Below are 25,327 nucleotides of genomic sequence, written 5' to 3' on the forward strand. Positions count from 1 at the left end.
CTGATGGAGACGGTTTTTCAGTGGCTAATGCTTGTTGTTGCAATTGGTATTGGTTGGGCTTTAGGGTACGCAACGCGAAGCAAGCTGTTCTCAGGCAGTGACTCTCCACCTTCTTCAAATTTAAAAGATCGTCTTAAACTCCTATTTGAAGCCTACTCGGATGAGGCTGTTGATTCGTTTGTGCAGTCTCTTGAGGTTAATGGAGAGACAATAGGGATGCATTTGTCTATCGGAAAACACTTCCGCAAGAATGGAGAGGTCGAAAAGGCGTTACTTGTTCATCAAAATCTGATGTCTAGGCCTGAGGTGCCCAGTCACTACTCGAGTGAAGTTATCTTTGAGCTGGCAAAAGACTATATGGTTGCTGGCTTGCTGGATCGGGCGGAATCTCTATTTCTCCAGCTGAAAGACTCAAGAGAGTTTGGTCAAAAAAGCTTAATGTGTCTGGTTGACATATATCAGCAAGAGAAAGAGTGGGGGAAGGCGTTAAATTGTGGTTTAACTTATCATTCGAGTAAGGGGGAGGATATTTCAGTAATGCTCTCTCATTTTTTATGTGAGTTAGCCGAATTGTTGATTAAAGAGCATGATTACTGGGATGCTCGAAATAAGCTAAGAGAGGCTCTAGCGCTAAACAAAAATTGTGTTAGGGCGACACTGCTGTTGGCAGAGATGCATGTTAGTGAGGGGCATTATGCTGAGGCGGTGGCAGTGCTTCGAAAGGTTGAAGGGCAGAACTATCGCTTTATTCCTGAGATTGTCCCCGTCCTTTTTGAGTGCTCGCAGCAACTTAAGACGGAAGAGAGGTTTCGCCAGTACCTGGAAAAGTTGTCTGATAGAAATGAGTTATCCAGTATTGTTCTAGCGATTGCAGAGAGTTATAGGCGAGAGAAGGGGGTGTCAAAAGCTGAAAGCTTTTTGTCAGAAAGCCTCATAAAAAAGCCCAGTTTAAAAGGGTTGGATCGGCTAATGGATTACAGGTCTCTTCTGGTTGATTCTGAAGGAAAGCAAAGGGACTTGAGTATTGTTAAGCAGGTGACCCAGCTGCTATTGGTCGATAGGCCTGTATATCAGTGTGAAGGGTGTGGCTTTTCCGGAGAGGTGCTTCATTGGCAGTGCCCAAGCTGTAAGGGGTGGGAATTGATTGCGCCGATTGAAGGGGTTCACGGTGAATAATGCTGATGGGATTGACTGTAGAGTAGCTTTGTAAGCGAGAATTTTTTGTTTTTTACTTAGGTGGGTTGATATTAAATGGATGCTGAGAATTTGTCACCAGTGATTGTGGCTCTGGACTATCACTCTAAACAGGGTGCACTGGCGATGGCTGATAAACTTAACCCTAGGCAGTGCAGGGTTAAGGTTGGTAAAGAGTTGTTTACGTTGTGTGGCCCGGAAATACTTGAAGAGCTTCATAAGAGAGACTTTGAGGTGTTTCTGGACTTAAAATTCCATGATATTCCTAACACTACAACTAAGGCTGTTCAGGCGGCAGCTGATTTGGGGGTTTGGATGGTTAATGTTCATGCCTCAGGTGGGCGCAGAATGATGGAGTCATGTTGTAATGGCTTAGCGAAATATCGTACCCCCCCAAAGCTAATTGCTGTTACCGTACTTACGAGTATGGAAAAGCAAGACCTTAGCGATATTGGGTTGGATGTTGAGCCTATTGATCATGTGAGGAGGCTTGCTAAATTAGCGTCAGATTCAGGGCTTGATGGTGTTGTCTGCTCCGCTCAGGAAGTGACGGCCTTGCGTGAATTGTGTCCGGGTGATTTTAATTTGGTGACGCCAGGAATTCGACCTTTGAGTTCAGCGAAAGGGGATCAAAAAAGAGTGATGACTCCAGAGGAGGCGATTGCTGCAGGGTCGGACTATCTAGTAATAGGTCGTCCAATCACTCTGGCAGCTGATCCCGCTGCTGCACTTGAGGACATTATAAAAGCGCTTGGCTAGATTTTGCGGGTGTTTGTGAAGGGGGGGGCAAATGGCACTTTCTTAAGACACTGTGACCCGGTATAGTCATTCCCGCGCAGGCGGGAATCCATTTGGAGCGGAGTCTAAGGCCTTATGGGCCCCCGCATTCGCGAGGATGACAAGATTAAGTAAGTGGCATTTTTTTGGGGGGGGAAGGCCTTTTGTGGGTATACGGCCTCCTCTCAAATTTAAAGCAAAAAAAAGCCTGAAATAATTTATCATTTTCAGATATATTTCAGGCTTTTAGAATACTTGGCTCCTCGAGCTGGGCTCGAACCAGCGACCCACGGATTAACAGTCCGTTGCTCTACCAACTGAGCTATCGAGGAACAAATCAGTTGAGGCGCGTATACTAATAATCTTGTGTTGTTTCGTCAAGCCTTTATCAAATAAAACCTTAAAAAGTTAGCAAGAGCAGTTACAGGTTCCTAAAGGCTTGAGTATATTGACTATTTTAGAGTTACAGAGTTTACCCTAGCGCTTTTTTGATTCTTTCGATAGCAGACTCAAGCACTTCCATGCTGGTAGCAAAGCTCAGTCGCATATGCCCAGGTGTGCCAAAAGCAGACCCTGGCACCAGAGCAACTCCTACAGTAGAAAGTAGTTGCTCGGCAAGCTCTACATCGGTTGATACGCCTTCTGTTGCATCGATAGCGCCCTGAAAGCTCGGGAAAACATAAAATGTTCCGTCTCCGTCAATACAGCTGACGCCAGGTATTTCATTAAGAGCATCAACAAGGTAATCATGCCGCTTTTTAAACTCGCTAACCATTGAGGCGACACAGTCCTGTGGGCCATTTAAAGCCGCTTCTGCTGCTGCCTGTGAAATAGAGGCTGGGTTAGAGGTGCTCTGGGATTGAATTTTCTTCATTGCTGCAATGACTTTTTGTGGGCCGGCAGCATATCCTATGCGCCAGCCTGTCATTGAGTAAGCCTTTGATACACCGTTTAATACGAATGTTCTGTCGTAAAGCTCTGGGCACGTGTTTACAATATTGCAAAATGGTTCATCGCCCCAGATGATGTGCTCGTACATATCATCAGTTGCGATATAGATGTTGGGATGCTTTTTCAGTACGCTCGCAATTTCGCTTAGCTCCTGTCGCGAATAGGCAACGCCTGTTGGGTTTGAAGGGCTGTTAAGCACAACAAGTTTAGTCTTTGGGGTAATGGCGTTTTCTAACTGCTCAGCTGTTATTTTAAATCTCTGTTCCTGCGAGGTTTCAATAACGACAGGGGTGCCTTCTGCAACAAGAACCATGTCTGGGTAAGAAACCCAGTACGGGGCAGGGATTATTACTTCATCGCCCGGGTTCAAAAGCGCTAGGGCGAGATTGAAAAAGCTTTGCTTGCCGCCAGACGAAACCAAAATCTGGGCGGGCTCATAAGAAAGGTTATTGTCGCGCTTAAACTTGTTAATAATTGCTGCTTTAAGGCTTGGTGTACCGTCAACTGCTGTGTATTTGGTTTTACCTTCATTAATTGCTGCAATAGCGGCGTCTTTAATATGGCTAGGGGTGTCAAAGTCAGGCTCGCCTGCACCAAGACCAATAATATCTTGTCCCGCTGCCCGTAATTCGGCTGCTTTGTTCGTTACTGCAAGAGTAGGAGAAGGTTTGATTTGTTGTACACGATTAGAAAGTTGAACGTCCAAGCTTGCTATCCTCGATAAGGAGTGTTCAGATGTTAATAATAAATCGCCCGAATTGACGAATTTACCTTGATTAGCTAATCATTCGACCATACTTCATGTATAGACAATAAATAGGGTATCAATACGTCGTTTTTGGTGTTTTAGTCACCCAAAACGAGCCAATAATAGCATTTTATAACCGCTTGTGATAATGGTTTTTTCAAGAGCTACTTAGAATAAAGTGGCTTTTTTGTTGAGATGTGATATGACGAAAGAATTTAAAGTACACTCGAATTTTAAGCCGTCAGGAGATCAGCCTGATGCAATAAAAGATCTGGTTGAAGGTATTGAGGCAGGGCTTTCACATCAAACCCTATTGGGCGTTACCGGCTCAGGTAAAACATTTACCATTGCAAATGTTATCGCTGCGGTTAAGCGGCCGACGATAATTATGGCGCACAATAAGACGCTTGCTGCCCAGCTGTATGGGGAGTTCAAAGAGTTTTTCCCTGAAAATGCAGTCGAGTACTTCGTTTCATATTACGACTATTATCAACCTGAAGCCTATGTTCCATCTTCAGATACATTTATACAAAAAGATGCTGCGGTTAACGAACATATTGAACAGATGCGGCTATCTGCGACCAAGGCATTGCTAGAAAGAGAGGACGCAATAATCGTTGCGACTGTATCAGCAATCTATGGCCTGGGTGATCCTAACTCTTACCTGAAAATGATGCTTCACCTCGATCGGGGTGACAGAATTGATCAGCGCAAGATAGTGAGTCGCTTGGCTGATTTGCAATACACGCGCAACGATGTTGAGCTCCATCGAGCAACCTATCGTGTGCGTGGGGACGTGATTGATATATATCCTGCTGAGTCAGAGAAAGAGGCTGTGCGCATTGAGCTATTCGATGACGAAGTTGAGAGTCTTGCGCATTTTGACCCATTAACTGGTGAGGTTCTGCGGCGAGTACCCCGTATTACTATTTACCCCAAGTCTCATTACGTTACTCCACGGCAAAAAATTCTTGACGCAATAGAGGATATTAAGCTTGAACTTGCAGAGCGATTAGCTCAGTTGAAAGGTAACAATAAGCTTGTCGAAGCCCAGAGACTGGAAGAGCGAACCCGCTATGATATTGAGATGATGAATGAGTTGGGCTACTGCAACGGTATCGAAAACTACTCAAGATACCTCTCTGGCCGTGGGAATGGGGAGGCACCGCCAACCTTGTTTGATTACCTTCCGGCGAACGCTATGTTGGTTGTTGACGAATCCCATGTAACGGTTTCTCAAATAGGAGGGATGTATCGAGGGGATCGGTCGCGAAAGGAAACTTTGGTCGAATATGGATTTAGGTTGCCGTCGGCTTTGGATAATAGACCTATGCGTTTCGATGAGTGGGAGAGAATTTCGCCGCAAACGGTTTTTGTGTCAGCGACACCGGGGGACTATGAGGCTGAGCACTCAGGTAGAACGGTTGAGCAGCTCGTGAGGCCTACCGGTCTTTTAGATCCATTGATTGAAGTCCGGCCAGCGACGACCCAGGTTGATGACTTACTCTCAGAGATCCACAAACGTGTGTCCAGCGGTGACCGTATTCTGGTAACTACGTTAACCAAACGAATGGCTGAAGATTTGACCGATTTTCTAATGGAGCACGGTGTACGTGTTCGATATCTCCACTCTGATATAGATACGGTAGAGCGGGTTGAAATTATTCGCGACCTGAGGTTGGGGGAGTTTGATGTACTTGTTGGGATTAACCTGCTCAGAGAGGGGCTGGATATGCCCGAGGTATCATTGGTTGCGATACTCGATGCCGATAAAGAAGGATTTTTACGCTCAGAGCGCTCCCTGGTTCAAACCATTGGCCGTGCGGCGAGAAACTTAAATGGAGCGGCAATACTGTATGCAGATAAAATAACAGGGTCTATGCGGCGCGCCATTGATGAAACGGAGCGAAGACGAAAAGTTCAGCAAGAATTTAACGCCAAGCACGGAATTACGCCAAAAGGCCTTGATAAAAAGGTTACGGACATAATGGAAGGGGCTGTGATACCAGGCCGTAAGGTAGGGCCATCTAAAAAGGTTGCTGAAAAGGGTGCGCGTTATAGTGTTGATATTAAGTCCAGAACGCCGGAAGAACTGTCGAAAGAAATTTCGAGGCTGGAAGATGAAATGTACCGTGCCGCAAGTGACCTGGATTTTGAAAAAGCAGCTCAGTTGAGAGATGACGTGGCCGCCTTGAAAGAGGCTGTTTTAGGTCACAGATAGAGGGAGGGCTTTGCCCATGATCCCCTGTGTTTTACGCTATTGTTCTTTTGTGCTTGAGTGAAGTTCTTCAGGTATTGGAGTGCCATAGGGTCAAGTCACCTAACCATGGAATCCCAGCGGCTGACTCTCTTAATTTATTGATCAAGTTAGGTGGTGTTTTGCTACTGGCGTTAATGAAAAGTTCTACGGATACCTTGTTGTTAAGGTAATGAAGGTTAATTTTCTGTTCGTTCTCAATAGAAATCAGACCTTGCCAGGCATGCTTCAGGGTTTTTATGACTTCATCTCTCAATGGTAAAGATGCAGAGGTAGCATGTTCTCCATTATGATCGTCATCCTCTGCATCAATATGAAATGTAACGTCTCTAATGTGAGAATACTGTTTTTTTAGGCGGCGAGTTACGTGTAACCCAATTTGATGCCCTTCTGATACACTTATTGAGGGACGAACCTGCAAATGGACATCAACTATAACGTCTGGGCCCATGTGGCGGCTGCGAAGCTCATGGACATTTTTAATGCCCGGTGTTTCTTTAATAAACTCTCGTAACTCGTTGGTTTCTTCGGCTGACAGCGCGGTATCTACAAGCTCCTTAATACTATCCCACGACAAATCCCACCCTACTTTAGCTATCATTAGGGCAACAATAATCGCGGCCGTAGTATCTAGCCAGCTAATGCCGCTCATTGCGCCTGCTATTCCAATAAAAACAACAATGGAAGAAAGGGCATCTGTGCGGCTATGCCACGCGTTTGCAATGATTAAATCTGACTTAACTTGTTTTCCGATATGGTACGTGTATCTAAAAATCAGCTCTTTCGCGAGTATTGATATGAAGGCGACCACCAATGCAGGCCAAGTGGGTATTTCTATTACGCTTTGAGAAATCAATCGCATAACACTATCCCAAGCCATTGCGCCTGCTACAGCGACCAATAGGCAGCCGAGAAAGACTGTGCCGAGGGTCTCAAACCGTTCGTGGCCATACGGATGATCCTCATCCGGTTCCAAACGAGAATATTTTGTAATTGCAATGACCAGCACATCGGTTAGCGCATCAGAGAACGAATGAAGGCCATCGGCAATAAGGGCGTATGAATGTGATACGAAACCAAATAGTATTTTCAGTACGCCTAAAGAGATATCGATTACCATGCCAATCAACGTCACCTTTTGGGCCTGCTTCTGAAACGTCGCTGACTTATTGTCGTGAGTTGGCGTTTGGTGAGCTATGTCGTGATTGTGCATAATGGTTTGATTATATCGAACTTAGTTGAGCATATACGTAGCGAGTGCCTTTTTACCTGAAAGTGTTCATTAATTGCTTGTACACGATAAGGCAGCTACTTTTTGGGGTAAATCCAAATTGTAGCACTGCTTTGTAAGGCTATACTATATTAAAGCACTAACTATAATCTGGTAATTGCTGAAAGTTGTTGAATTAAAAGGGGATATATCTATTATATAGCGATATACACGGTATGAAGTGCCAGGCTCATTCCGTATGACTATACGATAGTCAAAATTACATAAGATTGCACAAATGGATAGTGACTGTGATGAAGTCCAGCCCAGAAAAACGTAAACACCCAAGAATAAAAGTGTCTTATGATGTGGAAATTGTGCACCCCGCCAAAGGGTGGAGGCGCTTTCAAACTCGTGATATCTCAAATACAGGGATATTTATAGTGGGTGACACATCATGGAGTGCTCTTGAAAAAGGCCAGATTGTTCGAGTGAAAATCGAGACAGCAGACTTTTTTGAACCTATGAATCTAGACATGAGAGTTGTCAGGCACACAGTGGATGGTAATGGATTGTCATTTGTATAGTTTGGCTAAAAACAGTTAGCGCCTTCCGAGTGACCACTCATATCACGAAGTTTTATCTATTTACTGGGTATAGCGACTTACATGGTAAGTAGTGAGGTACGTTAACTGTCATAATGTTGACTTATTTGTGCACATTGGTACGGAGTTGTAGAAAAGCGCAATAAAACCGTCATAAATGATCCTTTTATCTTTAATTAATCTAAGTCATTGATTATAAAGTAAATTATAATTGGTTAAAAAATAACCAATCTAATGATAATGGAGTAGTTTAGGGGGATCTGAGAAGTTTTTTTGTGGTTTTCAACAAAGTTATCCACAGAAACAGTGGATAAATGACAAAAAGTTCATGTTCCTGCTATTCAATCGTAATAATTCTCTGGACTTAATAAAAAATTGAATAACTAAGGTTAGTTTAGGACTGGTTTGTTATAATTCGCGACGATTCTGAAGATACCTTATCCGAGAGATTTTAGACGATGGCATATAAATTAGTTCGAAACCTCCTTTTTCAACTATCTCCAGAGGTGGCTCACGAAGCTTCTTTGGATTTGATTAGTGCCTCTGAGCGGATGGGGATTCTTAGACCCTTTATCAAGCCCCCCCAGATTGAACCGATTGAAGTAATGGGGGTGACATTTAATAACCCGGTAGGTTTGGCCGCGGGCCTGGATAAGAATGGCGATCATATTGACGGGTTGGCTGCTTTAGGGTTTGGCTCTATAGAAATTGGAACCGTGACCCCAAGACCACAACCGGGGAACCCAAAACCTCGGCTATTTCGCATTAAAGAGCGTGAAGCAATAATCAACCGAATGGGGTTTAACAATTTAGGGGTCGACTACCTAATAGAAAATGTAAAAAATGCCCGATACAAAGGTGTGTTAGGAATAAATGTAGGCAAAAATTTTGATACACCTGTTGAACAAGCGACAAATGACTATCTAATTGGAATTCGTAAAGTATACCCTTTTGCTACCTATATAACGGTCAATGTATCTTCACCAAATACACCAGGGCTTAGGGATCTTCAGTTTGGGGACTCCCTAAAACAGCTCCTTGAAGCCATTAAGGAAGAGCAACAAAAGCTGAGCATTGAACATGGCAAATTAGTGCCTATTGCGATCAAAATTGCGCCTGATATGAAAAGTGAAGAGATTCGATTGGTCTCCGATGCCTTCAAGCAGTTTGAAGTCGATGGTGTTATTGCAACCAACACCACGATCAGTCGTGTGGGGGTTGAAGGTTGTCAATATGCAGATGAGACAGGAGGATTAAGCGGCGCTCCGTTGACGCACGTGTCCACGGATGTAGTGAAAGCGCTTTATTCTGAACTCGGGGATGAAATACCTATTATAGGTGTTGGGGGAATCATTGATGGTGCATCTGCAGCGGACAAAATTGAAGCGGGTGCCAAATTAGTGCAAATTTATTCAGGGTTTGTATATCACGGGCCGTCATTGATTAGAGAGGCCGCCCAAGCTATTGCATCTGTAAAAAGGTGAAATGAATAGGGTGGTTATCGAGTCCAGGCCCTATGAAGGGCCTGGAAAGAGCGGGCGGAGTGCCCGCTTTTATGTTTTATATAAGTATTGAGTATCATCAACGGTAGGTGAATTTGTTTAGTTACACACGTGATGATGAAAGCGTTTGAAATAAATTGTGCCTGATTATGTGGTAATGCCTGGTATTTTATGAATCCCTGAGACTCCGGTCATTCCGTCCCAGTTATCGATTCGACCATCCCGCCATCCATTCATCCATTGCTGTTTGGCTGTAGGGGTTTCTGTAGGGCATTGAGATTTTGATTTACCGCTTAGGCCTGCATGATAACCGCGCTTGTATGCACGATCACTAACATCACGTTTTTGTCTTCTCATTCTTATATGACCTCGATATTTATTTATGGTGATAACGATTAAGCTTAAGTGAAAAACACCTAATTAACGTCTAACCTCCTATAAAGTGCTCGAAAAAATCAATATGACTAGACCTCTCAACTCAAGCCACTCCATTTGACTTGGCTTACCTAAAATGGCTATTTCGCCTAGAGGTCAATATTTAGTAAAGCAGAAATAAAAACAGCTTGTATACGAATTAATCGATCTATAAAAATAATCTTATATTGCATTTTATTATATGAAGCATTAAGGCACTGTTTTAGTTGCAGTTGAGAGCGAGTGCTAATAGCCTGGAAAGATCTCTAAGCGGGTTAAAATTTTGTAACCTTATTTGTAACCAATTATTCCTTGCGTTTGTATCTATTTATGATGAATAAACTACTACCTGTATTCGCTACCTGCCCGAAGGGGCTGGAATATGTGCTTGAAAAAGAGCTTGATGAACTGCTCCATAGGCCGGCAAAGGTAAGGCCAGCAGGTGTTGCTTTTGAAGCATCGCTGCCAGAAATTTATCGCTTTATTCTGTGGTCGCGCACCGCAAACAGGGTTCTTCTCGAGCTTGCGAAATCAACTGTGCACACCGCTGAGCAGCTGTATGACCTTGTATACAGTATTGACTGGCAAGCGCATATGGGGGCCGAGAATACGTTGGTCGTTGATTTCTCTGGTCAGTCAAAAAATATAAATAATACTGCTTTTGGCGCTGTAAAAGTAAAAGATGCGATTGTCGATCAGTTTCGGGATCGGGTTGGTGAGCGGCCGAGTGTTACACGAGACTCGCCCGATATTCGTGTCAACGTCAAGCTTGCGAAAGGTTCCGCTGTTGTTGCGTTAGATCTGTCTGGTGAAAGCTTGCACCGGCGTGGGTATCGAACTGAGGCGGGTAAAGCCCCGATTAAAGAGAACCTTGGAGCGGCTCTGCTGCAACGCTGTAACTGGGCAGAACTAAGTCAAAACGGCGCATCTATTGTAGACCCTATGTGTGGGTCTGCAACGCTGCTGGTTGAAGCAGCAATGATTCAGTGTGACAAGGCGCCTGCGCTTGACCGGGCGGAATTCGGCTTCTTGAAATGGCGTCAACATGATGATCAGACATGGAAGACGCTAATTGATGAGGCGATTGAGCGGTTTGAGTGCGGTTTGAATAGGTGCATTGTCCGGCAGGCAGATGGTTGTAACCGTATGCTAGGGTTTGATGCTGATGACTCTGTTATTGCTGTGGCGCGTAACAACATTAAGCGGGCAGGGCTTGAGCAAGTTATCTGTGTGGAGACGCAAAGCCTGTCAGCGTTACAGGGAATTGCGAAAGCAGAGGCATCGGATAGTACTAGTGCCTATGTTCCTGGGCTGGTGCTTACAAATCCTCCATATGGAGAGCGCCTTGGCGAGCTAGAGTCGCTAAAAGGGCTCTATCGTAGCCTTGGTGATAAATTAAAAAGTGAATTTGAAGGGTGGAAAGCGGGCATATTTACCGGGAATGTGGATCTGGGACGGCGGGTTGGGCTTAGAAGTTATAAGCAATACAAACTGTTTAATGGCAGCCTGCCAAGTCAGCTAATCTTAATTGATGTATTGCCCGAGAATTATGTAAAAACGGATGACAGTATTGAGTCCCGGGTTTTGCTTAGTCGCCGTCGATTGGTTGTTGCAAACCCAGAGCGAGCTGCGATGTTTGCGAATCGGGTCAAGAAAAACCTTAGAACTATCGGGAAGTGGGCTAAAAAGAATAAGCTTGAGTGTTATCGTGTTTATGATGCTGATATGCCTGAGTTTTCGTTGGCGGTTGATATCTATCGAGACTGGGTTCATGTTCAGGAGTATGCGGCCCCAGCGTCTATTGATGAGAAATCCGCCAAAGAGCGCTTGAGCGAGGCGTTGAGTGTTATACCGGATGTCTTGCAAGTTCCCGCCGAGCAAGTGGTAATTAAGCAGCGGCGCCGACAAAAGGGGGATTCCCAGTATGAAAAACATGACCATGAATCCCAGCGCATGGTTGTCGATGAGTCAGGATGTAAGTTTTATGTAAACTTAATTGATTATATTGATACGGGTTTATTCCTTGATCACCGGCCTGTCAGAAACTGGATTCAGCAAAATGCTTCAGGTAAAAGCTTCCTTAATCTCTTCTGTTACACTGCTGCTGCAACCATGCATGCCATTAAAGGTGGGGCAAGTGAAACGGTTAGTGTTGATATGTCGAATACCTATCTCAAGTGGGGGAAGGAAAACCTGGCATTGAATGGCTTTTCTGAGCAGAAGCATTCGTTTGTTCAGGCAGACTGTATGCGCTGGTTAGATGTGTCTAGCGATAAGTTTGATATGATTTTTCTCGACCCGCCAACATTTTCCAATTCCAAAAGAATGGATGGGGTATTGGATATACAGCGCGACCATGTAGATATGATTAATAAAGCGATGAGGTTGCTTAGAAAAGGTGGTGTGCTGATATTTTCTAATAATCTAAGGCGCTTTAAATTAGATGAAGCAGCACTGTCCGGTTTTAAAATAGTAGATATATCAAAGTCTACAATAGATAAGGATTTCGAAAGAAATAGCAGAATCCATCAGTGCTGGCGCATTGAGCATAAAACGCTCGGGCTCAGTTGATTTTTTACTTTGACCAAAATCCGCGCCATGCCCCGCCCTAAAGGACGGGGAAGGATAGCGGAAACCGCGAAGCGGTTTAATGGGGTCTGTTTTGTTGCTCGATGTATTGCCTAACCACACTGATAGGTGCACCACCGACACTTCCCGCAAAGTAGCTGGGACTCCAAAGAGCATTTTTCATGTAGGCTGATTTTATTAGCTCGGGGTGATGCAATTTCAATTTCCTACTGGATACCCCCTTCAAGCTATTAACCAATTTTGATAAGCAGACTTTGGGCGGGAAGTTCACTAACAAGTGAACATGGTCTCCTTCACCATTGAACTCTGCCAGCTCAACATCGAACTCTTTGCATACGACTAAAAACAGTTCATGCAGCGTTTCTAAATGAGCGGAATTAAAGACAACATGCCGATACTTGGTCACGAAGACCAAGTGTGCATGGAGCATAAAAACACAGTTTCTACCTGTTCGATAAGGCTTGTTTTCTTTCATAGACCAATTATACTCAACTCTATGAAAAAGACAAAGACACTCCGAGTTCGTGTAAGAGATAACCACGCATACTTGCTAGGCCAAATGGCTCGGCAAGTTAACTATGTGTGGAATTTTCTCAACGAACTAAGCCTCCGCTCGGTCAAAGAGCGTGGTGTCTTTATGTCAGCCTATGACTTGCAGAAGTACACCGATGGCGCTGGCAAGCTGTTAGGCTTGCACAGCCACACGGTTCAAGAGATTGGCAAAGAATACGTTACCCGTCGTAAGCAATTCAAAAAGGCCAAGCTGAACTGGCGCAAGTCTGGTGGTGTTCGCCGCTCACTCGGCTGGATACCGATCAAGACGGGCGCGTCTAAATGGAAAAACGGCCAAGTATTCCACAACGGCCACCACTTCAAGATTTGGGACAGCTACGACCTGTCGAAATACAAGTTCCGTTCGGCCAGTTTCAGCGAAGACGCTCGTGGACGCTGGTACTTCAATGTCGTAGTCGATGTTGAAGCGGAGCAATCAACAGGCACACAAGCTGTTGGTATCGACTTGGGCTGTAAAGAAGCGGCTACGTCTTCCCACGGCGACAAGCTGCTTGGTCGTAACTATCGCACCCTTGAAGCGAAGCTGGGTCTAGCTCAACGCGCTCGTAACAAAAAGCGGGTGAAGGCGATCCACGCCAAAATAGTAAACCGCCGTAAAGATGGTATTCATAAGTACACCTCGAAACTTGTACAAGAGAATGCAGCCGTCTTTGTCGGGAATGTATCAAGTAAGGGTCTCGCTAAGACAAAATTAGCCAAGTCAGTGCTAGATGCTGGCTGGGGCATGATGAAAACAATACTGGAATACAAGTGCGATCACGCAGGTATTGTTTTTGATGAAGTTAACGAGGCATATACAACCCAAGCCTGTTCGTGCTGCGCGGTCATACCCGACAGCAGTCCGAAAGGTAGGACAGGACTTGGAATAAGAGAATGGACTTGTAGTGCTTGTAACACTACGCATGATCGAGATATTAATGCAGCCAAGAACATTCTTGCGGTGGGGCTACACCGTCTTGCGGAAGGAAAGGTAGCGACTACTCTGTAGTCGCCCTAGTCTTAGGGCTGTAATGGCCCTAAGAATCCCTTCGTTTACGGAGGGGAGAAGTCAATAATACCTCAGTGCCGTTAGGCACCTTGGTATTAGTTTGGACTTAAAATTCGTACTTTAACCCCAAACCAAAATGAAGTGTATGAATGTCTGATGCAGTACTACGATGGAGCCGCCCGGCTTCTGCGGTAACATACCAATTTTCGACTACGTTAAAATCAAAACCTGCAAGCCAGCTCATACTGAACTTTGAGCCTGGGAAATCGTCAGGCAGGTCTTCCCAGGTTGACTTTTCCTCGGCTGTTGCGTCGGCATTAACATAGGACATTCCCAGTTGAACGTAGGCAGAAGACCACTCTGCGAGAGGGTAGTGTATGCCCATATACCAGCTTGCGAAGTGGTTTAGCGCGATCGTTGCATCAGATGCCACAATTGTGTTTTGGCCACTTGAGTTTTTAACGATATCGCCATTTTCGTCTCTTAATATCTTAGTGCCCGGAACGGTGTCATCAGTCAACCCAAAGCCAAAACGCGCTTCTGTCTTAACGTAGTCGGTAATATAGGTTCCCATGGTAAATGATGTTGCCCAGTTTTTCGCGGTTGAGCTACTACCGATTGAGCGAAAATCTATCAGCATGGTGTTGATGGCTATGTAGTCCAGGCCTGCCTTTTTGGGGCTGTCATCGGCTTCCGCTGCGGCTAGGTTTAGTGATAAAAGCGAAAATAGGGCAAGGGTACGAGCTAGAAACTTCATTATTAGTTGGAATCCCATGTTAAGTAGATAGTATCTATAACTGGCGTACATGTTTAGGTGTAGATGTATCACCGAAGCTAATGATTTATTTGTATATTTATGATGCTGAATTGTGCCGCATTAGGATAAGGCAATTCGCTGAATAGTGTCACAAATTATTGAAGTTTCGTATATATTTGTTACTAATATTGGTTAATATGTACAAGGTTCGCTGAGTGTCAGGCCGATAGCGCTCTAAAGATTTGAAATAGTCAAACTAGTAAGGCGTGTAAATAGTAAGACATATAAAGCTGATTTCGAAGCGGTATGCCACAACACGGTGTGTTGAGTTGTACTAGGGATGTTAGTTGTAATAGGGATGTTAATTGTCGTATGGATGTATGGGGTAGTGCTATGGAAACATGGAGCAATAAGCAGGTATTTGAAAAACTGGGGGAAGCGCTTTTTGAAGCACAGTCACTCGAAGCGGTATTGGTTAACCTGTTTGCAGGTGTTGCTCATGAGTGCCATGAGGTGGACTGGCGGCCTGGACTCCAGGCTCTTCTGGATGACAGGGAGTCAAACCAGATTTTGAAAAAACTGGAATCGTTATTTCTGCAGTTGGACTTGCCACCCTATCTAATGCCTGTGCTGCATCAAGCACTGATTGACCGTAACTGGTTGTTGCATCACTTTTATTTTGATTTTGGACGGTCTCTCTTTGGTGGAAGTGGCGCTGAGCAAGCGGTGAACATTTTGGAAGAAAAAATGGCGTTTGTTGCTCAGTTGGTGGTCAACTTGAATGAGCTGTTAATTGATCGACAGCTAAATGAAGACAGTACGCATGACGTTATCAATAATCGACTTGTAAGAACTGTCGATGCTTACCTGGGAAGAAGGGAGTTTTTGTAGCAATTTAAATTGAACGTCACTCCTTTGGAGCATCGGTCTTATTGGTCTTGCTAAATAAGGCCGTCTTCACGAGCCATTATTAGCAGAGAGAGCACATTGTGTTCAGCCTGCTCAGTGTTGAAATTATTGTCCTGAATGATCTGGTTTTTGTTGTCTATAATTTCCTCAAAGCTTTTGTTGGTGAATAGGCTTGTTACAGGAGTAAGCTCAAAAGTGGGCTCTTCGTCAAACGTTTCGTATAGCTTCTCGAGTAACTCGGTATCATAGTCAATGCCATCTATATAGACGGGAATTCCATCCAGATCGCCATTCATTTCTCTGATAATATCAATACCGGATACGCCATTATCATATAAATGCTGAAGGGTTTCCTCAGGCAGGGTTGAGTTATGGGGGCTCCAATCATCGTCAGGCATTACGAGCACATTTTTGATTTGTCCATCAGGAAGAGACCATGCGATACAGATTGGGAAGCAATCTTCATCGTAGCTGCTGCTTTCGATGTCTAAAAACTGTGGCTGGCGGTTGAGTGCGTTGCTGGACATGTTTAGTTGTGCTGCCTATTCCTGCTGTGAGTGCTGGTCGGGGATTATACTGGTCAATTGTTGAATGTCGAGTACGCAACCCCTCCAGTTGGCGTGTTTTCACTGCAATAGGCCGAGAATACTGTTAGATTTAGGGGATTTACGTTACTCTCTGGGGAAAGCCGTGCAGTTAATGTATATGAGTCGAGGAAGCAATGCAGTTAGATTTTTTTAATCAAGGGTTAATGTCGTTTTTGCAACATTCGCCAACACCTTTTCACGCAGTCTCTAACATGGAGTCAGAGCTTATAAAGGCTGGCTTTATTTCACTTGATGAGTCCGCGGAGTGGACATTCAAAGCCAATGGTCGCTATTTTGTTACTCGCAATGGCTCTTCACTCATCGCCTTTACTGTAGGGGCTGAACCAGAAGATGGTGTTCGCATGGTTGGCGCTCACACAGATAGCCCGTGCCTTAAAGTAAAACCTACCCCTGAGGTTAAGCAGAAAGGTTTTTTCCAATTGGGTGTAGAAGTTTATGGTGGTGCCTTGCTTAATCCATGGTTTGATCGTGACCTATCTATTGCTGGTAGAGTTACGTTCGTTGATACGGAGGGCAGGTTGGCAAGTGGGTTGGTGGATTTTAAGAGGCCGGTTGCGGTTATTCCCAGCTTAGCGATTCATCTTGATAGAGAAGCCAATAACAATCGAACGATTAACGCGCAAAAGGATTTACCGGTCATTCTGACTCAGCTGGGAGAGAATGAAGATATTTCGTTTCGGGAAATACTCAAATCAGAATTGCAGAAGGCCTATGCAGGTGCAGCCGTTAAAAAAGTGTTGGATTATGACTTGTGTCTGTATGATGTTCAGCCCCCATCCTATCTCGGTCTTAACAGTGAGTTTATTGCCTCTGCGCGACTCGATAATTTGCTCAGCTGTTATGTGGGCTTATCCAGCCTGTTGAATGCTGCTAATGATGGTGAGAATGGGTTGCCAACAACGATGCTTGTGTGCAGTGATCACGAGGAGGTTGGTAGTCAGTCCGCAGAAGGTGCTCAAGGCCCGTTTTTGATGAATGTGTTGGAGCGCATTTACCCTGACTCGCAGCAAAGAGCGAAAGTGATCAATGCATCAATGATGATATCTGCTGATAACGCGCACGGGGTGCACCCTAACTTTTCTGATAAACACGACAATAATCACGGGCCGCTAATCAATGAGGGGCCGGTTATTAAAATTAACGCTAACCAGCGATATGCTACCAACAGTGAGACGAGCTCATTATATAGGCATTTGAGCGAAAAGCTTGCATTGCCATATCAGAGTTTTGTTGTGAGGAGCGATATGGCGTGCGGTAGCACAATTGGCCCTATTACGGCGGGCAATATTGGTGTAAGGACGCTGGATATTGGAGTGCCTCAATTTGCAATGCACTCCATAAGAGAGATGATTGGAAGTAAGGATGCGTTTACGCTTTATAAGGTGCTCGCCCAGTTTTTTGCGGAAAAAAGTCTTAAGGTTGATCGTATATAACTATTGAAGGGAGGCTGACAGGGTGACTGTCGGTCTTCAGCTCAGTTTAAGTCGGCGGTTTGGGATTTTAGATAAATAGTGGTCGGGGTAGAGAGATTCGAACTCCCGACATCCTGCTCCCAAAGCAGGCGCGCTACCAGACTGCGCTATACCCCGAGGTACTATAGTAAGCAATAGTAAACGTACTAATAGTGTTTTATGCTGAATACTAGCAAGAAATTTCTTTAGAGTTGAAGTCAAAAATTGACATCAATAAAGAATTGGCTCCTCGAGCTGGGCTCGAACCAGCGACCCACGGATTAACAGTCCGTTGCTCTACCAACTGAGCTATCGAGGAACAAATCAGTTGAGGCGCGAATAATATAGATAAGCTTAATTATCGTCAACTGCAAATCGTTAAAAATATGAAAATTTATCTGAAGCGTATTTCGGCTTGTATCATCCTCAGTTTTTCTGTGAAGAGCCCCGATTAGCAGTTTTAGAATATTCATCCATACTTTAAGAGGTCATAACTGCGTTCGGCACGTTCAATTTTTCGGAGAGATCATTAAGGAGGACGTTGTGGGTGTATCCAAGATATTAGTCGTCATAGATCCAAAGAGAGATAATCGAATACTTCTTGAACGTTCCCGTCGACTAGCGATAATTTACGATGCGTCAGTTGAGCTTTATATTGCGGCTTATAGTTCTGCGATTGAAGGAAGCCACTGGTTTGATAAAGAAGGTTTGAATTCGGCGCATGCAGGGTATATTCACGCTAAACAGGCGTGGTTAGCCAATCTTGTAGAGTCCCTTGAGGCTGAAGGTGTCAAGGCCACAGGTTACGTTGAGTGGGCAAAACCGCTACACCGTGCAGTGCTTGAAAGAGCGGATTGCACAGATACCAGCTTGATTCTAAAGCAAGCAGATCACCACTCTGTAATGGTTAAAGCACTGTTTACCAATACGGATTGGCACTTGATACGGGAAAGCAAGACACCACTTTTGTTTGTGCACGAGAATGAATGGGGGAGTCATTTAAGTGTTGCAGCAGCCGTTGACCCACTCCATATACATTCTAAACCTGAAGACCTGGATGATAAGCTATTACAGTCGGCGCATGACTTAGCGTGTAAACTACCGGCAGAGCTTCATGTTGTTCATGTTTATGAGCCGATTCCAACTGGCGCTATTGCAGAGTTTGACGCAGTGATTGCAGACTATGAGTTTTATCGAGAAAAAGTCAGGAGTCGGCATCGTGAAAGTCTGGATGAGCTGCTGAAAAGAAATGTAGAGTCAACAACGATTGTTCATTTTGAAGAAGGCATTCCTGAAAGAGTGCTTCCTCATGTCGTCAATGAGTCGGGTATCGATATAATTGTAATGGGGGCTGTTTCGCGGAGTGGTTTGGATAAAATTTTTATCGGCAGCACAGCTGAAAGAGTTCTAGACAATTTAATGTGTGATATCTTGATTTTGAAATAACATGAGACGAATACATATTCGAGGCACTTATCGAGGTTTGATTTAATGGAGTACAGAGCCCCGTATTTTTTTAAAAATGGGCATATCCAAAGCATTTACCCGTCACTTTTTCGTAAACTGAATGATCAATTTATGGTGCGGGAACGGGTTGATATCGAAGATGGTGATTTTTTAGATCTGGACTGGGCTCGCATTGGGGCACGGCGTCTAGTGGTTATTAGCCATGGGTTGGAGGGGCATAGTCGTCGTCCCTATATCATCGGTATGGCAAAGGCCGCAATCGATAATGGCTGGGATGCCTTGGCGTGGAATTTTCGCTCTTGCGGAGGTTCAATGAATCGTCACTTGCGCTTCTATCATAGTGGAGCGACAGAAGACCTGCACCGTGTTATTGATTACGCACTTGAGTCTGGTGGCTATGATGAGGTAGCGCTTATTGGTTTTAGTATGGGAGGGAACTTGTCGCTCGTTTACTTGGGCCAGCAGACAATACAGCCAAATCCTTTAGTAAATAAAGCTGTCGTATACTCCGTGCCATGCGACCTAAGTGCAAGTGCTGAACAGCTGGCGCAACCTCAAAACAGGATTTATATGAGGCGCTTTCTAAAAGAGCTTAAAGCCAAAATGCAGGCAAAAAAAAAGTTGTTTCCTGAGCTGCTGGATTTAACCGACTATGATGAAATAAAAAATTTCCGGCAATTTGATGACCGGTATACCGCGCCTATTCATGGCTTTAGAGATGCAGAGCATTACTGGACTCACTGCAGCAGTCGACGCTATATAAGAAATATACAGGTACCAACATTAATTGTTAACGCAAAGGATGATCCGTTTTTAGCAAGCGCCTGCTACCCCCATGATGAAGTCGATGCTAATCCGCAGGTGCATTTAGAAACGCCTGAGACGGGTGGGCATGTCGGCTTTGTTAGTTTCAACAAAAACAATCTATATTGGTCGGAGCAGCGTGCAATTGCATTTCTTAACAAGGGCTAACTGTAAGTATAAAGGCTAACTGTAAGTATAAAGGGTCGCTGCAAGGTCGAGTGCGGCGCTTGGTCACCGGTCATCAACCGCCTTTTAGAGTAGTGGTGTGAGTGTTTCCCAGATATGATCTAAAAGGATGGGTTGTGCGCTTTCAGTAGGGTGTATTCCATCTGACTGCATCAGCCCGGGTTTTAACGCGATATCTTCCAGCAAGAAGGGCACCAGTGAAACATTGTTTTCTTCAGCGACCGTTGTGAATATATCGAAAAATCCTGATGTATAGCGACGCCCATAATTCGGAGGGATGCGCATGGCAATTAGGACTGGCGTTATATTGTTCTCTTTTGCTTGGTCGATAAGTGTTTGAAGGTTTGCCTTGATGATATTGAGAGGAAATCCTCGAAGGCCGTCATTACCTCCCAGTTCAATAAGCAGTATTGAGGGGTTATGCCGACGAATTATTTCAGGCAGGCGCTTAACGCCGCCATCAGTCGTTTCACCGCTGATGCTGGCGTTGATAACGTTGTAGGACTTGTTTTCCTGTTTCAATCTGTTTTCGAATAGTGATACCCACCCCTTTTCGGTGGGCACTCCATAGGCGGCGCTGATGCTATCGCCTAGCACCACGATGGTATTGTTGGCCCCGTGAGCAGCCGTTGTGAAAAGTATAGCGGCTATCGATAGTGTGATAACAAGGTAAATGGTTTTCAGCCGTTGCCCGAACTGTAACAGGTTAAAGCACCCGCTTATTGTTGTAGAGCCATAGACTATGGCGCGTAATTGCGACTTTAGGTTGAAACGTTCAATAGACAAATGCATAGTGTTTAAATATCCACCGGTAAATTAAAAGGGAAGGTGTTGTGGACGAACCTTTGATAATAAAAGTGCAAAATGTATCCAAACGAGTTCCGTTAGCTGACCAGACACTTGAAATATTGAGCGCTATTGATCTGGAAATCAAGAAGGGAGACTCTTTAGCCATCGTGGGTCGCTCCGGGTCGGGTAAAACAACCCTGCTTGGGTTGTTGGCCGGACTTGACTCCGCATCAGACGGATCAATTTTTATATTAGGTCGAGATCTGTCTAATATGAGTGAAGAAGAGCGGGCAGCGTTACGGGCTGAATATATTGGTTTTGTCTTCCAGTCTTTTCAGTTGTTGTCATCATTAAGTGCCTTGGAAAATGTAATGTTGCCCTTAGAGCTGAGAGGTGATCAGCATGCCAGACAAGAGGCAGAGCAGTTTTTAGCCAGAGTAGGGCTGGCGGAGCGTGCTGGGCACTACCCTCACCAGCTATCAGGTGGCGAGCAGCAAAGAGTTGCTATTGCGAGAGCCTTTGCCTGTAAACCTTCAATTTTGTTTGCCGACGAGCCTACCGGTAATTTGGATACCGTTACAGGGCAGACCATTATTGAACTCCTGTTTGACCTCAACCGGGTCGAGCAAACAACACTGGTGATGGTGACTCATGACGACTCGCTCGCAGCAAAATGTAATTCTACACTGCGACTGGAAAACGGTAGGGTGTTGACCTGATAGCTATTGGAATAATGCTTAACGAGAGTAATTAACAATGCGGCAGCGTGTCATAAAAATAAGCAGCAAATTATTGCGAAAAGAGTTTCGCCACCGGGAGCTCAAAATATTGTTCCTGGCGACCGTCATTTCTGTCGCTACCGTATCACTTATTTCGCTTCTTGGAGATCATCTGCAAAAGCTCATTGTTCAGACTTCAAGTCAGTTTATTGCGGCAGACCGGCAATTAAAGAGTCCAAGAACAGTACCAAGCGGCTGGATAGAAACGGCGAAGTCTCTCAATTTAGAGACCGCACATACGCTAAATTTTGCTTCTATGCTTTTTGCCGGTGATGAAATGCAGTTGGTGAGCGTGAAAGCGGTATCGGATGGTTATCCTTTAAAGGGGGCGCTGGAAACGTCAGAGCAACCATTTTCACCCGCGAAAACGACCAATGAGATACCAAGCCCTGGAACAATTTGGCTAAACCCTCGTCTTTTTTCTCTAATGTCTGTTAGTAAGGGCTCAATAGTCTCTATCGGTGACAAAGAGTTTAAGGTCACACAGGTTATCAATCGAGAGCCTGATGTCGGGTTCGGGATGTCGGCTGTCGCTCCGCGTGCGATGATTAACATCGCTGATATTGATGCGACCGGCGTTGTTCAGCCAGGAAGCCGTCTCAGCTGGACCTACCTTTTTGCTGGAAGCGACTCTGCATTAACGGCCCTGGATTTTTGGCTTAAGCCAAAGTTGAGTGGAAGCCACAAGTGGGTTGGAGTCAAGGAGGGTAGGCCTGCAATTGCCAGCTCTATTGAGAAAGCTGAAACTTATTTATTGCTGGGTGGCAGCTTGGCCGTGCTGTTAGCCTGCGTCGCTATCGCCATGTCTTCACGACAGTATTCGACGAAACAAGTTGATGCTGTTGCTCTATTAAAAACACTCGGCCTGAGTGGCTCGCAGGTTGTAAGTATTTTTGCATTGCAGATTACATTTATCTTTCTGATTGCCGGGTTTGCTGGCACGGCACTTGGGCTGGCTGGTTATGCGTTAGGTATTAGCAGCCTTGGGAGTTTGTTCCCTGAACTAAGTTACTCATTGAACTGGTATGATTTTAAGTTAACTACACTGTTTGTGGGGTGGGCGACAGGCGCAGTGGTCATGTTAACGTTTGCTCTGCCGCCGATTATTAATCTTAAGCTCGTTCCTCCGATGAAGGTTCTAAGAAGAGAGACGGCTGGGGTTAATCGTTTCAACTGGTTGATAGGCGTTGCGGGGGGGTGCGGTACGTTATTGTTACTGTACCTGTATAGCCAGGACTGGATATTGGTTGCCATTTTAATGTCATCATTTGCGGTGCTTTCGGCGCTGTTGTTATTGGTCTCTTTTGTGCTGCTGAAGACTGTAAGCATTATAGGAACAGGGGCCAGTACCTACTGGCGTTTGGGCGTATCATCGATAGTCAGGCGACGTTGGCAAACTGTATTTCAAATACAGGTTTTTTCATTGGCGCTTCTACTGTTAGCGGTCATTTATCTAACTCGAACGGCACTGCTCGGTGACTGGCAGGCTCAATTACCGGAGGACGCTCCGAACCACTTTCTTATCAATATTAGCCAAGAGCAGGTCGAAGATATCGCGTCCTATTTTGATCGCGAAGGGGTAAGAACAAGTGGTTTGTACCCAATGGTTAGGGGGCGGCTGAGCCATATCAATTCCACGCCGGTCAAAATGGCTGTTAGTAAGGAAAAGGACTTTAACGCCCTGAATAGAGAACTGAATTTGACCTGGAGCGACCGGCTGCCGTCCGATAACACCCTCAAAAAGGGGGAGTGGTGGTATGAAAGCCGAGAGCAAGAGGCAAATAGAGTGTCGGTTGAGTCAACCCTGGCCGAAAAATTAGGATTGAAACTTGGTGATCAACTGACGTTTACAATTGGTGATCGGCAGGTTGATGTCGATATTCAGAGTATCCGAACGGTTGAATGGGATAGTATGCGACCTAATTTCTATATGATTTTCCCAGAAGGCGTATTGGATCGCTTTCCCTCTACGTTTATTACCAGTGTCTATCTCACTTCAGAACAAAAAAGTTTGCTTAATGCGCTTTCGAGAAAGTACCCCACGATCACCATTTTGGAAATTGACCAGCTGATAGGAAAAGTCAGGCATATTATCTATCAGGTATCGACAGTGATTGAGCTGATAATGTATCTGATTTTGGCGGCCTCGTTCTTGGTTGTAATGGCATTGATTAATATATCAATGAGCGAGCGTTATCGAGAGGGGGCTCTGATGAGAACACTTGGGGCAAACTCAAGGTTGGTTTTAGGCAGCCAGTTTGTAGAGTTCACAGTGATTGGCTTGCTATCAGGCCTTATTGCTGTTGTTGGTGCGGAGTTTGTTGTTTGGGCCATACAAAGCAAGCTGTTCAACTCCGACTTTGTGGTGCATACGAGTATCTGGCTGTGGCTCCCCGTCGCAAGCGGAATAGTGATCGGGTGTGCAGGTTATTACCTTGTAAGAAAGGTCACCCGATCATCTCCATTGGCTATACTGAGGCAAGACATTGGTTAAATGGAGGTTATTGCTGTTAAACCCCTTAAGAACCATTTAAAATTATTATTATAGTAACTTATGCACTTATAAACATTGGATATGGATAACGGATAATAATATGAAAAAAAGGATATGTAATCGTTCATGGATCGCACCTTTGGTATTCGCGTGCTTAACGGTTACCGGGTGTGGGGATAACTCAGCCAGCAGCCAGCCTGACAAGAGTGCACCGCTGCCATCCGTCGTGGTAACAACAGTGAGCAGTGAGTCAATAAACCCTTCCCGACGTTTCATCGGTCGAACAGAAGCGGTTGAAGATGTTCAAATTAAAGCGCGCGTAAGTGGATATTTACTTTCGATGAACTTTGCCGAAGGACAGGACGTTAAAAAAGGCGATCTGCTATTTGAGATTGACCCTAAACCCTATCAGACTGAGGTATCCCGTTTATCCGCAGAGGTCAGTCGACAGCAAGCCAGCCTAACCAATGCCAAGCGTAACTTCCGAAGGGGTAACGAACTCATAGAAAAAGGTTTTATTAGTGCCATGGAGATGGATGATCTCATTTCACGAAGAGATCAGGCCAAGGCGTCTCTGGAGTCGAGCGAGGCGGCATTGGAAACAGCTAAACTAAACCTGTCTTATACCAAAATTGTGGCACCTATATCCGGGCGCATTGGCCGAAAGTCTCTTAGTATTGGTGACTTGGTCAGCCCTGAATCTGGTGTCTTGGTTACCATTGTGACGGTCGACCCTATGTATGTCACATTTGATGTTTCAGAGAAATTACTTACATCAGAGAATCAAAAAAACAACCCATCTTCAGATAAGGTAAAGAAACTGCCAATCCCGAGTATAGAGCTCCCGAATGGTGATATGTATCCTCATAAAGGAAAGTTTGATTTTATTGATAATCGGGTTGACCCCGCAACAGGCACAGTAAAAGTCAGAGCCGTCTTTCCGAATGAAAAAGGGCTACTTATTCCGGGCCAATATGTAACGGCTGTGGTAACTGCCAGTGAAGCGCAGAATGCTATCCTTATTCCACAAGCCGCAGTTTCTGAAGATCAGCAAGGCTATTTTGCCATGGTGGTTGATGACAAAAATACTGTGCAAGTTCGCCGGGTTGAAATGGGAGATCGAGTTGAAGTCAGCTGGGTGGTGGATAAAGGGCTTTCTGAAGGCGATAAGGTGATTGTAGAAGGGCTTCAAAAAGTAAAGAAAGGGCAGCAGGTTAACCCTGTCGATCAGACTGTTAAAGCGTTTGACGAAACGAATAGTAAATAGTGGCAGGG

General features: G+C 44.9%; 21 protein-coding genes and 3 tRNA genes. 14 read left to right on the forward strand and 10 right to left on the reverse strand.

Annotated features, from left to right (window positions below):
* The first annotated feature begins 3 nt into the window (after positions 1-3).
* Together lapB and pyrF are read left to right on the forward strand one after the other, a co-directional pair.
* On the forward strand, positions 4-1,176 hold the full coding sequence (lapB, locus tag MY523_RS05300; RefSeq protein WP_250657762.1) for a lipopolysaccharide assembly protein LapB: 1,173 nt from the start codon (positions 4-6) through the stop codon (positions 1,174-1,176).
* Between the two features lie 75 nt (positions 1,177-1,251).
* Positions 1,252-1,953, forward strand: coding sequence for an orotidine-5'-phosphate decarboxylase (gene pyrF, locus MY523_RS05305; RefSeq protein WP_250657763.1), 702 nt, complete (start codon positions 1,252-1,254; stop codon positions 1,951-1,953).
* 274 nt (positions 1,954-2,227) lie between these two features.
* On the opposite strand, the gene MY523_RS05310 is transcribed toward pyrF, so the two are convergent.
* Together MY523_RS05310 and MY523_RS05315 are read right to left on the reverse strand one after the other, a co-directional pair.
* A tRNA-Asn gene (locus MY523_RS05310) sits at positions 2,228-2,303 on the reverse strand.
* A 140-nt stretch (positions 2,304-2,443) separates the two neighbouring features.
* Complete coding sequence (locus MY523_RS05315; RefSeq protein ID WP_250657764.1) at positions 2,444-3,628, reverse strand: pyridoxal phosphate-dependent aminotransferase; 1,185 nt, start codon at positions 3,626-3,628, stop codon at positions 2,444-2,446.
* 244 nt (positions 3,629-3,872) lie between these two features.
* Between MY523_RS05315 and uvrB the strand changes: the two genes are divergently transcribed.
* A complete protein-coding gene (gene uvrB / locus MY523_RS05320; protein ID WP_250657765.1) occupies positions 3,873-5,891 on the forward strand; it encodes an excinuclease ABC subunit UvrB in 2,019 nt (672 codons plus the stop codon).
* A 67-nt stretch (positions 5,892-5,958) separates the two neighbouring features.
* Here uvrB and MY523_RS05325 read toward each other — a convergent pair whose 3' ends face one another.
* Entirely contained in the window at positions 5,959-7,140 is a 1,182-nt protein-coding gene (locus MY523_RS05325; protein ID WP_250657766.1) for a cation diffusion facilitator family transporter, read from the reverse strand.
* 311 nt (positions 7,141-7,451) lie between these two features.
* Between MY523_RS05325 and MY523_RS05330 the strand changes: the two genes are divergently transcribed.
* Positions 7,452-7,724, forward strand: a complete 273-nt coding sequence (locus tag MY523_RS05330) for a PilZ domain-containing protein (protein WP_250658778.1) — start codon at positions 7,452-7,454, stop codon at positions 7,722-7,724.
* Between the two features lie 476 nt (positions 7,725-8,200).
* The gene (locus tag MY523_RS05335) at positions 8,201-9,226 is read left to right on the forward strand and encodes a quinone-dependent dihydroorotate dehydrogenase (protein ID WP_250657767.1); all 1,026 of its coding nucleotides are present in this window, start codon (positions 8,201-8,203) and stop codon (positions 9,224-9,226) included.
* 165 nt (positions 9,227-9,391) lie between these two features.
* Here the strand turns inward: MY523_RS05335 and rmf are convergent, their stop codons facing one another.
* A complete protein-coding gene (rmf, locus tag MY523_RS05340) occupies positions 9,392-9,601 on the reverse strand; it encodes a ribosome modulation factor (RefSeq protein ID WP_250657768.1) in 210 nt (69 codons plus the stop codon).
* A 387-nt stretch (positions 9,602-9,988) separates the two neighbouring features.
* Here rmf and rlmKL point away from each other — a divergent pair, with 387 nt between their 5' ends.
* Complete coding sequence (gene rlmKL, locus MY523_RS05345; RefSeq protein WP_250657769.1) at positions 9,989-12,229, forward strand: bifunctional 23S rRNA (guanine(2069)-N(7))-methyltransferase RlmK/23S rRNA (guanine(2445)-N(2))-methyltransferase RlmL; 2,241 nt, start codon at positions 9,989-9,991, stop codon at positions 12,227-12,229.
* A 76-nt stretch (positions 12,230-12,305) separates the two neighbouring features.
* On the opposite strand, the gene tnpA is transcribed toward rlmKL, so the two are convergent.
* A complete protein-coding gene (tnpA, locus tag MY523_RS05350; protein ID WP_250657770.1) occupies positions 12,306-12,722 on the reverse strand; it encodes an IS200/IS605 family transposase in 417 nt (138 codons plus the stop codon).
* Positions 12,723-12,743: 21 nt separating this feature from the next.
* Here tnpA and MY523_RS05355 point away from each other — a divergent pair, with 21 nt between their 5' ends.
* Entirely contained in the window at positions 12,744-13,808 is a 1,065-nt protein-coding gene (locus MY523_RS05355; RefSeq protein ID WP_250657771.1) for an RNA-guided endonuclease InsQ/TnpB family protein, read from the forward strand.
* A gap of 106 nt (positions 13,809-13,914) precedes the next feature.
* On the opposite strand, the gene MY523_RS05360 is transcribed toward MY523_RS05355, so the two are convergent.
* The gene (locus MY523_RS05360; protein WP_250657772.1) at positions 13,915-14,565 is read right to left on the reverse strand and encodes an outer membrane beta-barrel protein; all 651 of its coding nucleotides are present in this window, start codon (positions 14,563-14,565) and stop codon (positions 13,915-13,917) included.
* A 393-nt stretch (positions 14,566-14,958) separates the two neighbouring features.
* Between MY523_RS05360 and MY523_RS05365 the strand changes: the two genes are divergently transcribed.
* Positions 14,959-15,456 carry a hypothetical protein gene (locus tag MY523_RS05365; protein ID WP_250657773.1) on the forward strand — a complete coding sequence of 166 codons (498 nt, stop codon included), beginning with the start codon at positions 14,959-14,961 and terminating at the stop codon, positions 15,454-15,456.
* A 50-nt stretch (positions 15,457-15,506) separates the two neighbouring features.
* Here MY523_RS05365 and MY523_RS05370 read toward each other — a convergent pair whose 3' ends face one another.
* Complete coding sequence (locus MY523_RS05370) at positions 15,507-16,001, reverse strand: hypothetical protein (RefSeq protein ID WP_250657774.1); 495 nt, start codon at positions 15,999-16,001, stop codon at positions 15,507-15,509.
* A 194-nt stretch (positions 16,002-16,195) separates the two neighbouring features.
* On the opposite strand from MY523_RS05370, the gene MY523_RS05375 reads away from it, so the two are divergent.
* Complete coding sequence (locus tag MY523_RS05375) at positions 16,196-17,515, forward strand: M18 family aminopeptidase (RefSeq protein WP_250657775.1); 1,320 nt, start codon at positions 16,196-16,198, stop codon at positions 17,513-17,515.
* Between the two features lie 79 nt (positions 17,516-17,594).
* Here the strand turns inward: MY523_RS05375 and MY523_RS05380 are convergent.
* A tRNA-Pro gene (locus MY523_RS05380) sits at positions 17,595-17,671 on the reverse strand.
* Between the two features lie 105 nt (positions 17,672-17,776).
* A tRNA-Asn gene (locus MY523_RS05385) sits at positions 17,777-17,852 on the reverse strand.
* A 224-nt stretch (positions 17,853-18,076) separates the two neighbouring features.
* On the opposite strand from MY523_RS05385, the gene MY523_RS05390 reads away from it, so the two are divergent.
* A complete protein-coding gene (locus MY523_RS05390; RefSeq protein WP_250657776.1) occupies positions 18,077-18,979 on the forward strand; it encodes a universal stress protein in 903 nt (300 codons plus the stop codon).
* 45 nt (positions 18,980-19,024) lie between these two features.
* The gene (locus MY523_RS05395) at positions 19,025-19,972 is read left to right on the forward strand and encodes a YheT family hydrolase (RefSeq protein WP_250657777.1); all 948 of its coding nucleotides are present in this window, start codon (positions 19,025-19,027) and stop codon (positions 19,970-19,972) included.
* 84 nt (positions 19,973-20,056) lie between these two features.
* Here MY523_RS05395 and MY523_RS05400 read toward each other — a convergent pair whose 3' ends face one another.
* Entirely contained in the window at positions 20,057-20,782 is a 726-nt protein-coding gene (locus MY523_RS05400) for an arylesterase (RefSeq protein WP_250657778.1), read from the reverse strand.
* 41 nt (positions 20,783-20,823) lie between these two features.
* Between MY523_RS05400 and MY523_RS05405 the strand changes: the two genes are divergently transcribed.
* The 3 genes from MY523_RS05405 (at position 20,824) to MY523_RS05415 (ending at position 25,319) form a co-directional block, all read left to right on the forward strand.
* Positions 20,824-21,498, forward strand: a complete 675-nt coding sequence (locus MY523_RS05405) for an ABC transporter ATP-binding protein (RefSeq protein ID WP_250657779.1) — start codon at positions 20,824-20,826, stop codon at positions 21,496-21,498.
* Positions 21,499-21,535: 37 nt separating this feature from the next.
* Positions 21,536-24,052, forward strand: coding sequence for an ABC transporter permease (locus MY523_RS05410; RefSeq protein ID WP_250657780.1), 2,517 nt, complete (start codon positions 21,536-21,538; stop codon positions 24,050-24,052).
* 100 nt (positions 24,053-24,152) lie between these two features.
* On the forward strand, positions 24,153-25,319 hold the full coding sequence (locus tag MY523_RS05415) for an efflux RND transporter periplasmic adaptor subunit (RefSeq protein WP_250657781.1): 1,167 nt from the start codon (positions 24,153-24,155) through the stop codon (positions 25,317-25,319).
* Positions 25,320-25,327: the final 8 nt, after the last annotated feature.

Source organism: Alkalimarinus coralli (assembly GCF_023650515.1).
In the GTDB taxonomy this organism is placed as follows: Bacteria; Pseudomonadota; Gammaproteobacteria; order Pseudomonadales; family Oleiphilaceae; genus Alkalimarinus; species Alkalimarinus coralli.